15 protein-coding genes are annotated in these 13,379 nt (G+C 63.3%); 7 read left to right on the plus strand and 8 right to left on the minus strand.

The features are described 5' to 3' along the window. Positions 1-35 precede the first annotated feature (35 nt). The 4 genes from EN885_RS04540 to EN885_RS04555 are packed head-to-tail and all read left to right on the plus strand — an operon-like array spanning position 36 to position 3,332. Entirely contained in the window at positions 36-1,205 is a 1,170-nt protein-coding gene (locus EN885_RS04540) for a mandelate racemase/muconate lactonizing enzyme family protein (RefSeq protein ID WP_128243642.1), read from the plus strand. Between the two features lie 2 nt (positions 1,206-1,207). Next, positions 1,208-1,921 carry a FadR/GntR family transcriptional regulator gene (locus EN885_RS04545; protein WP_095488252.1) on the plus strand — a complete coding sequence of 238 codons (714 nt, stop codon included), beginning with the start codon at positions 1,208-1,210 and terminating at the stop codon, positions 1,919-1,921. A gap of 1 nt (position 1,922) precedes the next feature. Continuing rightward, entirely contained in the window at positions 1,923-2,903 is a 981-nt protein-coding gene (locus EN885_RS04550) for a hydroxyacid dehydrogenase (protein ID WP_128243643.1), read from the plus strand. A 42-nt stretch (positions 2,904-2,945) separates the two neighbouring features. After that, on the plus strand, positions 2,946-3,332 hold the full coding sequence (locus EN885_RS04555; protein WP_164897780.1) for a hypothetical protein: 387 nt from the start codon (positions 2,946-2,948) through the stop codon (positions 3,330-3,332). 11 nt (positions 3,333-3,343) lie between these two features. On the opposite strand, the gene EN885_RS04560 is transcribed toward EN885_RS04555, so the two are convergent. Then, positions 3,344-4,639: an amidase gene (locus EN885_RS04560; protein ID WP_128243644.1), complete on the minus strand. Its 1,296-nt coding sequence runs from the start codon at positions 4,637-4,639 to the stop codon at positions 3,344-3,346. 119 nt (positions 4,640-4,758) lie between these two features. On the opposite strand from EN885_RS04560, the gene EN885_RS04565 reads away from it, so the two are divergent. After that, positions 4,759-5,106: a GFA family protein gene (locus EN885_RS04565; RefSeq protein WP_127292778.1), complete on the plus strand. Its 348-nt coding sequence runs from the start codon at positions 4,759-4,761 to the stop codon at positions 5,104-5,106. A gap of 37 nt (positions 5,107-5,143) precedes the next feature. Here the strand turns inward: EN885_RS04565 and EN885_RS04570 are convergent, their stop codons facing one another. Next, positions 5,144-6,052: an SDR family oxidoreductase gene (locus EN885_RS04570; RefSeq protein ID WP_128243645.1), complete on the minus strand. Its 909-nt coding sequence runs from the start codon at positions 6,050-6,052 to the stop codon at positions 5,144-5,146. Positions 6,053-6,146: 94 nt separating this feature from the next. On the opposite strand from EN885_RS04570, the gene EN885_RS04575 reads away from it, so the two are divergent. Beyond that, the gene (locus tag EN885_RS04575) at positions 6,147-6,719 is read left to right on the plus strand and encodes a helix-turn-helix domain-containing protein (protein ID WP_128243646.1); all 573 of its coding nucleotides are present in this window, start codon (positions 6,147-6,149) and stop codon (positions 6,717-6,719) included. Between the two features lie 63 nt (positions 6,720-6,782). Here the strand turns inward: EN885_RS04575 and EN885_RS04580 are convergent, their stop codons facing one another. Then, positions 6,783-7,994, minus strand: a complete 1,212-nt coding sequence (locus EN885_RS04580; RefSeq protein WP_128243647.1) for an MFS transporter — start codon at positions 7,992-7,994, stop codon at positions 6,783-6,785. A gap of 92 nt (positions 7,995-8,086) precedes the next feature. Here EN885_RS04580 and EN885_RS04585 point away from each other — a divergent pair, with 92 nt between their 5' ends. Next, positions 8,087-9,058, plus strand: coding sequence for an AraC family transcriptional regulator (locus EN885_RS04585; RefSeq protein WP_095488245.1), 972 nt, complete (start codon positions 8,087-8,089; stop codon positions 9,056-9,058). A gap of 53 nt (positions 9,059-9,111) precedes the next feature. On the opposite strand, the gene EN885_RS04590 is transcribed toward EN885_RS04585, so the two are convergent. From EN885_RS04590 to EN885_RS04610, 5 genes are read right to left on the minus strand one after another with little or no spacing between them, the layout of a single operon-like run. After that, positions 9,112-10,197 carry an ABC transporter ATP-binding protein gene (locus tag EN885_RS04590; RefSeq protein WP_128243648.1) on the minus strand — a complete coding sequence of 362 codons (1,086 nt, stop codon included), beginning with the start codon at positions 10,195-10,197 and terminating at the stop codon, positions 9,112-9,114. Beyond that, complete coding sequence (locus EN885_RS04595) at positions 10,197-11,306, minus strand: ABC transporter ATP-binding protein (RefSeq protein ID WP_128243649.1); 1,110 nt, start codon at positions 11,304-11,306, stop codon at positions 10,197-10,199. Before EN885_RS04595 ends, EN885_RS04590 begins: the two co-directional genes overlap by 1 nt. Further along, a complete protein-coding gene (locus tag EN885_RS04600) occupies positions 11,303-11,512 on the minus strand; it encodes a hypothetical protein (protein ID WP_128243650.1) in 210 nt (69 codons plus the stop codon). Before EN885_RS04600 ends, EN885_RS04595 begins: the two co-directional genes overlap by 4 nt. Then, positions 11,509-12,468: a carbohydrate ABC transporter permease gene (locus tag EN885_RS04605; protein ID WP_128243651.1), complete on the minus strand. Its 960-nt coding sequence runs from the start codon at positions 12,466-12,468 to the stop codon at positions 11,509-11,511. Before EN885_RS04605 ends, EN885_RS04600 begins: the two co-directional genes overlap by 4 nt. A gap of 1 nt (position 12,469) precedes the next feature. Then, on the minus strand, positions 12,470-13,375 hold the full coding sequence (locus tag EN885_RS04610; RefSeq protein WP_029348308.1) for a sugar ABC transporter permease: 906 nt from the start codon (positions 13,373-13,375) through the stop codon (positions 12,470-12,472). Between the last annotated feature and the right edge of the window lie 4 nt (positions 13,376-13,379).

Genomic DNA, 13,379 nt, shown 5'->3' on the forward strand with positions numbered 1-13,379 from the left:
GGCGGCCCCTAACGGCGGCAAGGCAGAGGATGAACATGCGCATCAAGACGGTCCAAGCCTGGTGGGTCCGCGTACCGATCGAAGCCGCGAAGCAGCACCGCAGCGACTTCGGTCAGGTGACGACGTTCGACGCCGCCATCCTGCGCATCGAGACCGACGATGGGCTGGTCGGCTGGGGTGAAGGCAAGAATGCCGCCGGCAGCACCGGCAGCTATGGCGCCCTCGTCCACATGCTGAACCACGAGGTCGGCCCGCAGCTGATTGGCTGCGATCCGGCTGACATCGGGGTGATCTGGGAGATGCTCTACAATGGCGTGCGCCACGACAGCGCCGCGCAAAACGGCCACGCCATGCCGCAACTGGCGCGGCGCGGCATCAGTGTCGCGGCGATCAGTGCCGTCGACATCGCATTGTGGGATATTCTGGGCAAGTCGCTGGGGGTGCCGGTCTGGCGGCTGCTCGGCGGCCGCAAGCTCGAACGCATGCCGGCTTATGCTTCCGGTGGCTGGGCGTCCACCGAGGCGATCGGCGACCAGTTGAAATCCTATATCGCCAAGGGTGGCTTCAAGGCGCTGAAGATGCGGATCGGCGCGATGGACGGCACCCCGCACAATTCCGCCGCCCGCGTCCGCGCCGCCAGACAGGCGCTCGGCCCCGAAGTCGACCTGATGGTCGATGCGCATGGCACCTACACTGTGGCGGAGGCCAAGCGCTTCATCCATCTTGCCGGCGATCTCGATCTGGCCTGGTTCGAAGAGCCGGTCATCGCCGACGATAAGCCTGGGATGGCCGAAGTGCGGGCGTCCGGCTCCATCCCGATCGCCACCGGCGAAAGCGAAGCGACGCGCTACGCGTTCCGCGACCTCGCCATGCTCAAAGCGGCCGATATTTTCCAGCCGGATCCCGCCTTCTGCGGCGGCATCAGCGAGGCGATGAAGATCGGCACCATCGCCAGCGCCTTCAATTTGCGCTTCGCGCCGCATCTGTGGGCCGGCGCCCCTTGCTTCTTTGCCGGGCTGCATGTCTGCGCTGCCTCGCCGGCTAGCTTTACCGTCGAATATTCGCTCGGCGCCAACCCGATGATCCACGATCTTATCGAAGAGACTGTCGAAGCAAAGGACGGTATGATAGCGATCCCCGAGAAGCCCGGACTGGGATTCACCCTTTCGGAACGGTTCCTGGAGGCGCACGCGCTACGCGGCTGATCATGAAAGAAAAGAACCTCCTCGCGGAACTCGCCGCCTATCTGTTCTCCCATTCCGACAAGGCGACGGGCCGAACGCCGTCTGAGCGTGAACTGGCGGAGCATTTCGCCGTCAGCCGTGGCCAGATCCGCGAGGCGCTGGCCATCCTCGAAGCCATGCGCATCGTCGAGCGCCGGGCCAAATCCGGCATCTATATCGACACCAAGCAGCCCAGCGTTGAGGCGATGGCACTGTTTGCGCGGGCCGGCCTGCCGCTCGACCCGATTATGATCTACGAGACGGTCGAGTTGCGCAAGATCCACGAAATCAAGGCCGCTGAGCTTGCCTGCTCGCGTGCCACCGAGGAAAATTTCGAGCGGCTGCGCGAAATCCTGAAGGCTTCGGAGGATCGCATTGCTGCGGGCGAAGGCCTCGCCAAGGAGGACCGCGAGTTTCACCTTGAGATCGTGCGAGCAACCAAGAACAGCGTTTTTCACAACATATGCAGCGTCTACTACATGATGGGCGAGCAACGCCTGCCGATCTATTTCAACGATCCCGAACGCAGCGTGCGCTCGCATGCGGAGCACATCCAGATCTATGAGGCGCTGCTGCGCCGCGACGGCAACCTCGCCCAGGCGCTGATGAGCGCCCATTTGCAAGGCGCGGAGAGCTATTGGAAAGGCCTGATCGAAGGCCGCGAAGAAGCTCAAAGCCCAGCGCTCGAACAGGTCTGATATGCCTAGAATCCTGTCGACGCACACGCTGCACCCGCGCGCCTCCGCCATGCTGACCGGTGCCGGTGAACTCGTTGTCGCCTCCGCCCTCGATGCGCACACGCTGGCGACTGAGGCGAGGGACGCCGATATCATCATCGTTCGCGCTCCGCTGCCATCAGCGCTTTTCGAGGGCACGACGAAGCTCCGGGCCGCAATCCGCCATGGTGCTGGGCTCGACGTGGTCCCCATGGAAGCGGCCACTGCAGCCGGCGTGCTGGTCGCCAACGTGCCGGCAGTCAATGCGCGGTCGGTCGCCGAATACGTGATGTTCGCGGCCCTGGCGCTGCTTCGGCGTTTCCGCATGGTGGACCGCGACTTGCGGGCGAAGGGCTGGCTGGCCGGCCGCGACCACACCACTCTCGCCAGCGAGCTCGCCGGCAAGACGATCGGCATTGTCGGCTTCGGCGCCATCGGACAGGCAGTCGGCCATATCGCGGCGCATGGTTTCGACCTGAACGTGGTGGCGACGACGCGCAGCATGGGGCCGGCGCTGGACAGGGTCGGCTTTCTGTCGATCGACGCGCTGGTCGAGCAGAGCGACATCATCGTTCTGTGCTGCCCGCTGACACCGGAGACGCGCGGCCTGATCAACCGCGAGCGCATCGCCCGCATGAAGCCACATGCGCTGCTGATCAATATTTCGCGCGGGCCGGTGATCGACGACGACGCGCTGATCGAAGCGCTGCACAAGGGCCGTATCGGCGGTGCCGCGCTCGACGTCTTCGCGACGCAGCCGCTGCCTTCCAATCATCCCTATTTCGGCTTCGACAATGTCATCGTCACCCCGCATATGGCAGGGATCACCGAGCAGTCGATGATGCGCATGGGCGTCGGGTCGGCTGATGAAACCTTGCTGGTGCTGGCCAACAAATTGCCGGTCAACCTGCGCAATCCCGAAGTGGTCGAGCACTACCGGCGGCGGTTTCCGGCCGACGCGTAGCGTCACCGCCGTTTCGCCCTATTTCTCCACGACGCTGGACCCATGCTCGTTCTTCGCCGCATGGCGCTGCTTGCTGCCATCTTTTCGATCTGCGTCCTGCCCTCGCTCGCTGTGGCGGAGAGCAGTTATGTCTATTGCGACAACGGCTTGCGCTGCGTGATGGCGCCCTCTCCATCGAACAGCGCGCTCGATCTTGCCACGGGTAAGATCATCAAGGGCGTGTCGATCGACATCGATGAATTGCCGCGGGAGGACAAGGCGCTCGATCTCTCGGACAAGCTCTACGCCGGCAAGGTCGTGGTTTTCGGCTCGATCGAGAACCGGACCCAGACCCTCAACGGCAAGCGATACACTCTGCCATGGCTGGTCGCGACCGGTATCGAACGAGCGTCCAGGGACAGCGAACGCGGCCATTGTTCGTCACACTGACGTTCACGTCTTCAACGGCCAAGCAATGCCTCGACCGCAGCCGCAATGCGCAGCAGACGGGGGTCGTGGCCGTTGCGCGCCACCAGCATCAGCCCGGCCGGGCGCGCCATTCCCGGCATCGGCAGCGAGATCGCGCAGAGATCGAACTGGTTTGCGACTTGCGTGTTGCGCAGCAGAAGGCCTTCCGTACGTTCACATAGAACTTCGTCGCTGGTCATCGACACGATGGTCGGGGCGGTGACCGGCGTGGTCGGCAGGGCCAGCACATCGATCGACGCCAGCCGCTCGTCCATGGCGGCGACAAGCGCCGTGCGGCGGCGGATTGCCCTTATATAGGCTGTGGCCGGAACGGCGGCAGCGCGCGACAGCGGCTCGCTCACCCGCGGATCGACCGGTGTCGTCGCACCTGCCGCCAGCCAATCTGCATGGACCTCGGCGCCCTCCATTGCCGCGATCGAGGCCCGCTTGGTTACCGCGCGCAAATCGGCAAGGAGGTCATCGATGGACAGATCGGCGAGACGCGCACCCGCAAGCTCTACCTTGCCAACACATCGGTCGAACGCCGCCGCGACCTCTTCTTCCATATCCTCGAAGAGCACGCCGCGTGGAACGCCGATGCGCAGGCCGTCCAGCGGAAGCGGAACCAGTGCCACAGGCTCCTCGCCCGCCATCACCGCGTCGGCTGCGGCACATTCGGCAACGGTGCGCGCGAGTGGGCCGATGGAGTCGAGCGTGTTGGACAGCGGGAAAACGCCATCGCGTGGCACACGCCGTGCGGTCGGCTTGAAGCCGACGACACCGTTCAGCGACGCCGGAATGCGGACCGAGCCGCCGGTGTCGGAACCGATCGAGATCTCGCTCGTGCCTTCGCCGACCGAAACGCCGGCGCCTGAGGACGAGCCGCCCGCAATCCGGCTGGTGTCGGTCGCATTGCCAGGCGTGCCGTAATGCGGATTGACGCCGATCGCGGTGAAGGCAAATTCGGTCATGTTGGTCTTGCCGAAGATGACGGCACCCGCCTGCCGTAATCGTCGAACGATGACGGCATCCCGCAGCGCCGGCGCCGCGGTGCCGAGCAACAACGAACCGGCTGTGGTCGGCTCGCCGGCGACGTCGAACAGATCCTTGATCGACACGATCGCTCCGTCGAGCGGTCCGAGCGTCACGCCGGCCTTGCGCCTGATATCGGCGGCATCGGCTGCTGCCCGCCCGGCTTCCGGATAGAGTTTTACGAATACGCTTTCATTGTCCGCGCGGACGGCGAGACGCGAAAGGACGACTTCGAGGCGGTCGCGGGCAGATTGCATTTTCGGTGTCGGACTCCGGACGCCTGCAACGTCTTACAGGCAACGACTGGTGCGTGACCTGCAGAGACATAACCCGGCACAAGCACATTTGCACCCTGTCGAAAGAAGGAGGAGACCTGATGCTCTACAAAGGCAGCTGCCACTGCGGTCAGATCGCCTTCGAGGTCGAAGGCGATCTGACCGGAGCCGTGCGATGCAATTGCTCGATCTGCTCGCGCAAGGGCGCACTGCTATGGGCCGTGCCGCATGCGGCATTGCGGGTGCTTGCCTGGGGTGACGATCTTGGCCGGTACACTTTCGGCAACCATGTCATCGCCCACCGGTTCTGCCGGACCTGCGGCATCCATCCCTTCGCCGAGGATGTCAGCGAAGGGAGCGAACGAAGCGCCTACGTCAACATCCATTGCATAGACGATCTCGATCTGGACGCTGTGTCGATTTTCGACTTCGACGGCCGCGCGGCCTGAAACCGAAACTATTGCCGGCTCCCAGCGTTCGAGCGGTCTAACGGTACCCCGTCGCATCGGCAGGTTTGCCGGCGTCCTGAACCTCGGGAACGTAGCGCCACGCGTCGGGCCGCGAGCCGTCGAGATCGGTAAAGCCATAAACCCGCGCCAGCCCGCCGCTGGACAGCGACTGCCCGTTCCAGCGTGAGAGATCGGCGTCCGTCGCCAGCGCCGTCACCGCGCGGCCGACGAAGCGCGGTGTCTCCGAAATGATGAAATGCGGCACCTTCGCTGTCGCATCACGCCAGTTATCCTCCGTCACCCCAAAAGCTTCCAACATCATTTCCGAACGCAGCCAGCCGGGTGTCAGCGAAATCGAGGTGGCACCGTGCGGGGCAAGATCCTGGGCATGGGCCCAGGCCATGCGGGTCACTGACACTTTGGCGAGGTCATAGAACGGGGAAAGCCGATAGTGGTCTGCATTATACTCGGAGGTGCCGTCGGTGACCTCGACAAGCAGCCCACCCGGACGCTCGATCAGCAAGGGCAGCGCGTGGTGAGCTGTGATCAGGTGCGTGTCGATTGCCAGCCTGAGCATGCGCAGGCCGTTCTCGAGATTGTGCTGCCAGACCGGCTTGTTCCATTCGAACAGCTTTTCGCCGCCCCAGATGTCGTTGACCAGTATATCGAGACGGCCCTGCTCCGCACGGATTCGGTCGACCAATTTGCGCACGTCTTCCGAAATCAGATGATCGACCTGCACGGCAATGCCCTTGCCGCCAAGCGCCGAAACCAGTTCCGCCGTTTCCTCGATGGTTTCAGGACGCGCATATTCGGACGGATGCCCGCGCGTCGACCTGCCGGTGACGTAAACAGTCGCGCCGGCAGCGCCCAGTTCGACTGCAATGCCTCGGCCGGCGCCACGCGTGGCGCCCGCGACCAGAGCGACTTTTCCACGAAGCGTCATTAGGCTCTCCCAAAGCTCGATTCGACCAGGAGGTGCAGGTCTCTGCCGGTGCCATAATATATAAATGATCATTCGGTTATAAATGGATGTCAAGATGCCCCGGCCAAAAACCCAGTCCGACGAAGACGTGCTCGAAGCGGCGAACCGGCTGATCCACGCGCATGGCCCGGAGAGCCTCACATTCGAACGGCTGTCCAAGGCTTGCGGACTTTCCGGCTCGACCCTGGTGCAGCGTTTCAAGAACAAGGCTACGCTCCGGCAAAGAACCTTGCTGCAGGCATGGGATAGGCTGGATGAGAAGACGACGAAGCTTGCCGATGCGATACAGAGAACCCCTGCTGGCGCGATCGGGTTGCTGGTGGCGCTATCGCGAGACTATGGCGGCATTGAATCCTATGCCGAGGGCCTGCTCGTCCTGCGTGAAGATCTGCGCGATCCCGTGCTTCGCGCGCGCGGGGCATCGTGGAAGGCATCCCTGTGCGACATCCTCGACTCTTGCTTTGCTTCGGTGGCCAACACGCCGTTGGATATCGGCCTGCTGATGGCATCGCACTGGCAAGGTTCGCTGCTTTGGTGGAGTTTCGACCCGAAAGTCGAAGTTGCATCCTATGTCGAAGACAGTCTGGGCCGTTTCGTCGCCGCAATCGCCACGGCCCGAAAACCATAACCGATTTTCGGGCCATTTCTTGGAGGCAAGAGGCGTCCTACGTTGGACGCACGTGCGGATGGCTTAGGTTGCGCTCCTCGGGCCAAGCAAGAACGCCGCCAAGGCCGCCAGCAACGTCGCGATCCCGCAATAGGCGAACGCACTGGCAACGCCGGCGTTGTCGACCAGCAGGCCGCCGAAAACGGCGCCCAGCGCGATGGCCACCTGGAACGTGGCGACCATCAGCCCGCCGGCGCTTTCAGCCTGGTCGGGAGCGGCTCGCACCAGCCAGGTTTGCAGCCCGACCGGCACCGCGCCGAAGGCAAAGCCCCAGGCGGCAACCGCTATCGCCGCAACGACTGGCGAGGCTCCGAGAGTAAGCAGCAACACCGCGGCCACAGCAATCAGCAAAGGCGCCAGGCCGACGGCGGTTTTGAGGCTGCGCTCGGCCATGAAGCCACCGGCAAAATTGCCGAAGAAGCCACCGATGCCGTAGGCGAGCAGCACAAGCGAGATCGTCTCGATGTCCAGCGCAGGCACCTTCTCGAGAAACGGGCGGACATAGGTGAAGCCGGCAAAATGTCCCGAAGCGACCAGCAGGACCACCAGAAGCGCAATCCTGATCATCGGGCGCTTCATCACGTCCAGCAAGGTCCGAACACTTGCCACGCCCGCCGGCGGCAGATTCGGAAGGGTGGCGATCTGCACGAGCAGCGCCAGGGCGCCGACAACCGCCGCGATCATGAAGGCCGTTCGCCATCCCCAGATGTCGCCGACATAGGCGCCGACCGGGGCGGCGCAGACCGTCGCCACCGAAACGCCGGTGAGAATGATCGACATGGCGCGCGGCATCAGCCGCATCGGAACAAGCCGCATCGCCATGGCCGCCGACATCGACCAGAAGCCGCCGAGACTGATCCCGAGCATGATGCGAGCGATCAGAAGAACGGGAAGCGAGGAGGCAAACGCCGCCACCAGGTTCGACAGGATCAGCAGCACCGTCAGTCCCCACATGACCAGCCTGCGGTCCAGGCGTTTGGTGATGATGGCCATGGTCGGAGCGGCTATCGCGCCGACAACGGCCGTCGCTGTCACCGCTTGGCCCGCAGTCCCTTCCGTCACGCCGAGGTCCTGCGCCAGCGGCGTCAGCAGACTGGCAGGCAGGAATTCTGCGGTCACCAGCCCAAACACCCCAAGCGCAAGGGACACGACCGCCCCCCACGCCGGCTCGGCTCGTTCGTCGGTTTCCGCGGGATCAAGAACGGCGTCCATGACGCCTGTCGCGGGTTCGGTCATGATGGAATCTCCGGTCTGTTTGCAGCGCAGCATTTGGCTGCAATGCAACATAGGGAGTGACCGCCTGGAGTTTCCATGCTAGAAACACCATCATGCTTGACTATTCGTCCAAAGTTCCGATCACCGGCGATCCGCTGACAGACATATTGCGCGGGTTACGGCTCGACGGCGTCGAATACGGCCGCTGTGAAATGCAGGAGCCCTGGGGCCTCCAGTTTCCGGCCCAGACGGCGGCACGGTTTCATTTCATCGGCCGCAAGGGATGTTGGCTGCTGCAGCCGTCCGGCGAATGGGTGGAGCTCAAGGCGGGCGACGCGGTGCTGCTGCCGCGTGGTGCAGCACACGTCCTGGCGAGCGAGCCGGGTATCGAGGCTTCGCCGATCCAGGGCTACAAGGTCGCCGAGGTCTGCAAGGACGTTTACTGCATGTCCAATGAAGGTCGCCGGCCGGGGACGCTGCTTTTTTTCGGCAGCATGTATTTCAATCTCGACGGTTTGCACCCATTGCTCGGCATGATGCCGGACGTGATGCGCGCGCACGAGTTGGAAGCCTATGAACCCGGCATCCCGCATCTGCTGGAAGCCATGGCCCGCGAAGTGACGATGGAGCGCGTCGGATCCGGCGGCATCCTCGCACGGCTTGCCGATGTGCTCGCCGCCACCGTCATCCGCTCGTGGGTCGAGCGCGGCTGCGGCGACTCGTCCGGATGGATCGCGGCGGTGAGAGACCGCGAGATCGGCCGCGTGCTGGCGGCAATCCACCTCGAACCGGACCGCGATTGGACCGTGGAAACGCTCGCCAGGATGATGGGCGCCTCGCGATCGGGTTTCGCGGAACGCTTCGCGACGATCGTCGGTGAAACCCCGGCCAGATATGTCACCCAGGTGAGAATGCACCAGGCTCGGCAATGGCTGGTCCGCGACCGGCTGAAGATTTCCGTCGTCGCCGCTCGCCTGGGCTATGAATCCGACGCGTCCTTCAGTCGGGCGTTCAAGCGCGTCATCGGGTCGGCTCCCAGCCATTTCCGGGCCGAGGAACAGGCTGAGACCCGCCAAGCCGGCTAAATCTGGCCAGGGGCTTCAAGCCGCCGAGCATCCTGCTGCCCAACAGACGCGCTCTAGCCCGCGTGACGGAGGCTTATTCCGCTAGCCTTGTCGAACAGCACCACCTTGTCCGGATCCCAGGCAAAGCGCACCGGCTGCTCGATCTCGACATCGGTTCTGGCCGGCACCGTGGCCCGCAGCATGGCATCGCCGACCCGCAGCGTCAGGATCTTTTCGACGCCATGGTTCTCGACATCGTGGACGCGCGCTTCCACCGGGGCCCCGCTCTCGAGATAGACATCCTCGGGACGAATGCCGAAGACGAGCGGGCGACCGTCGGTCGCACCGCTCGTCTTGGCCCCCCCCGCAAAAGGCAGTTCGAAATTCAGCGGTGCCATCACCGCGCGGCCGTTGACGAGCTTGCCGTCGATGAGGTTCATCGGCGGCGAGCCGACGAAGCTCGCCACATAGGTGTCGCGCGGATTGTTGTAGATCTCATACGGCGTGCCGGTCTGGGCGATGCGGCCATGGTTGAGCACGCCGACCTTGTCGCCCATCGACATCGCCTCGATCTGGTCGTGCGTCACGAACAGGAACGTCTGACCAAGGTTCATCTGGATGTTCTTCAACTCGGTGCGCAGCGCCTCGCGCAGCTTGGCATCGAGCGCCGAAAGGGGCTCATCCATCAGGAATACGCGGGGCTTCCTGACGATGGCGCGACCAATCGAGACGCGCTGCATCTCGCCGCCAGAGAGGCGATCCGTCTTGCGCTCGAGCAGATGCTCGATGCGCAAGGTCTTGGCAACGCGGTCGACGCGCGTCTTGATCTCGTCCGGCTCGATGCGGCGGATTTTTGGCTTCAGCGGGAATTCGAGGTTTTCGCGCACCGTGTAGCGCGGATAGAGCGAATATTGCTGCAGCACCAGCGCCACGTCGCGCTCGGCCGCACCCCAGTCAGCGACGTCAGCGCCGTCGATGAGTATTTGCCCCTCGTCCGGCTTTTCCAGGCCGGCGATCATGCGCAGCGTCGTCGTCTTGCCGGCTCCGGTCTCGCCGAGCAGCACGAAGAACTCGCCGTCGGCAATGTCGAGATTGAGCCCGGTCAATGCGGTGTGATTGCCGAATGTCTTCGAGATGTTCTTGAGCTGGATATGGGCCATCAGAGTCTCACCCCCAGCGAATTGCCGCTTGTCGTGTCGAAGAAGTGCGCCTGCGCCGGGTCGAGCTTGGCGAAGACCTGGACCCCCGGCTTGCCGACGAAACCGGAACGGGTGCGGGCACGCAACATCTGTGCCCCAACCTTGAGGTCGACAATGTCGTAGGAGCCTAGCGGTTCGATGATGTGCGCCTCGACCGGCAGATAACCGTCCGCCGCCTCGCGCGAGACCATCACTCCTTCGGGGCGGATGCCGAGCGCAAGATGGTCCTGCCCGACGTTCGCGGCGTCGAGCTGGCCGACCAGCTCGGACGGGAAAAGGAACCCTTCCGCGGCCCCGTCGACGGTGACCCTGGCGCCGGAGCCGTTCATCGTCACCGCCGCGTTGGCGACGTTCATCACAGGCGAGCCAACGAATTGCGCGACGAACAAATTGGCCGGGTGCGTATACACGTCCGATGGGCTGCCTACCTGTTGCAGAACGCCCTCATGCATGATGACGATGCGGTCGGCTAGGCTCATCGCCTCGATCTGGTCGTGGGTGACGTAAATGGTGGTCGAGCCCTGCTTGATGTGCAGCCGCTTGATCTCCGCGCGCATCTCCTCGCGCAGCTTGGCGTCGAGCGCGCCGATCGGCTCGTCCATCAGCATCGCTTTCGGCCGCCGCACCAGCGCCCGGCCAATGGCCACGCGCTGCATGTCGCCGCCCGACAGCGCCGACGGCTTCTTGCCGAGCAGGTCGGTGATCTGCAGCACTTTGGCGACCGAGCGCACCTCGCCGTCGATCTCCGCCTTGCTCTTGCGCATGGCGCGCAACGGAAAAGCGATGTTCTCGTAGACGCTCATATGCGGATAGAGCGAGAACGATTGGAACACCATGGCGATGTCGCGGTCGGCAGCCTTGAGATGCTGAACCGGCTTGCCGTCGATGAGGACATCGCCGCCGTCGATCGTCTCCAGCCCGGCGATGGCGCGAAGCGTCGTCGTCTTGCCGCAGCCCGACTGTCCGAGCAGCACGATGAACTCGTTGTCGTCGATCTTGAGATTGAGGTCCTTGATGACCTGAACGGCGCCAAAGAATTTCTGGACGCCACGAAGCTCGATCTGGGTCATGCGTGACCTTCTTTTTCCGGGGTGCGGGTCGCCTGCGGCTTCTGCCTTGGACCGACCCAGCCGGTGATCATGAACGTCACCAGCCCGACGATGATGATCGTCAGCCCGTAGCGATGCAGGAAGAGATTCCACGGCTGGCAGAGCGCTATGATGCCGCACACCATCACGATCTCGGCCGTGCGTTGGATTGTAGCATGGCGGATCATTTGCGGATCGCTCCGAAGGACATGCCGCGCAAGAGGTGGTTGCGGAGCAGGAAGGTGAAGATCGCGACAGGCAGCAGGAACAGGAAGGTTCCGGCGGCGATCACCGTCCAGTCCGACAGGCCGGAGCCGACCTGGCTGGGAATGAAGGGCGGTGCCGTCTGGGCGCGTCGGTTGGTCATGATCAGCGCGAAGGCATATTCGTTCCACGCCGTGATGAAGCAGAACACGGCGGTGGCGGCGATGCCGGTGGCGGCCTCAGGCAGCACGATCTTGAAGAAGGCTTCCATGCGCGTGTAGCCGTCGACGAGCGCCGCCTCCTCGTACTCCTTCGGAATTTCGTCCATGAACCCCTTCATCAGCCATACAGAGAAGCTGAGGTTGAAGGCGGTGTAGAGGATGATCAGGCCCCAATGCGTGTCGTTGAGGCCGACGACCCGGTACATCAGGAACATCGGGATCGCCACCACCACCGGCGGCAGCATGCGCGTCGACAGGATGAAGAAGAGCAGGTCCTGTTCCCCCTTTATCTTGAAGCGCGAGAACCCGTAAGCCGTGAAGGTGCCCATGCCGACGGCCAGGACGGTCGAGGTGATGGCGACGATCAGCGAGTTCATGAAGCGGCTCGGATAACCGGACCACTGCACCTCGCCCCTGCCCGAGCGCACCACCTTCTCGCCGCCGTCAAACACCAGCCGCTCCCACCACGGGGCGGCGGCGTATTGTTCCGGCGTCGGCGCAGTGCGCAACTGCGACCGCTTGGTGAAGAGCTTTACGAAGGGTGATATCTCAGGCTGGAACATCACCGTCGGCGGAATGGTGGTGGCAAGGTTGCGCGGCTTGAAGGCCGTCGAGGCTATCCAGTAGATCGGCGCCAGGAAGATCATCGTGATGATCAGCACACCGACGATGGCGAGCTTGTTGAGCGAACGCTCGGTAGAGGTGGTGACAGCGGCCATTCTAGCGCTCCTTCACCTTGTTCAGGTATTTGACGTAGATGTTGGTGATAGCCAGGATCATGATCAGCACGATGTAGGCTAGCGCGCAGGAGCGCCCGGTCTGCCACTCCTGGAACGCCATCTTGTAGAGCCGGATCGAGATCACCTCGGTGGTTGGCTGGCTGGTCAGGATGTAGGCGAGATCGAAGGTCTTGAACGCCTCCATGGTGCGAAAGATGATCGCGATCATCAGGATCGGCGCGACCAAGGGCAGCGTGATGCGAAAGAAGGTGTAGAACGAGCCGGCGCGGTCGATCGCCGCCGCCTCGTAGAGGTGCTTCGGCACTGCCGACAGGCCGGCGAGCGACAGCAGCATCACGAAGGGTGACCACATCCAGATGTCGGTGATGGCAACCGCGTAGAGCGCCATGTCGGGGTTGGACAGCCACTCGAAGGAGCCGAGGCCGAGCGTATAGTTGATGATGCCGAAGGACGGATCGTAGAGCAGCTTCCAGAACAGGCCGACGACAGCCATCGACAGCATCATTGGCAACAGCAGCAGGGTCGTCAGCAGGCCCTTCAACGGGATATCGCGGTTGAGCAGCAACGCCACGCCGAAGCCGACGATGACCTGGCCGACGACGGAGACGATGACATATTTGGCGGTGATGGCGAAATTCGACCAGATGAACGGGTCGTTGAGCAGCTCGCGGTAATTCTGCAGTCCGACGAAATTGGCCGCCGCCGGGCTCGATGCGCGAAAGTCGGTGAACGAATAGCCGAGCGAATAGATCAGCGGAAAGATGTTGAAGACGATCAGGAAAACGATCGTCGGAATGATGAAGAGATTGCGGATCGTGAGATCGCTCATGCCGCGGGCGGCGGAGCGCGAGTTGGGATCCAGGGTGGTCATGACTGCAGTGGCCAAGGCC

Source organism: Mesorhizobium sp. M6A.T.Cr.TU.014.01.1.1 (assembly GCF_004022765.1).
Taxonomy (GTDB): Bacteria; Pseudomonadota; Alphaproteobacteria; order Rhizobiales; family Rhizobiaceae; genus Mesorhizobium; species Mesorhizobium mediterraneum.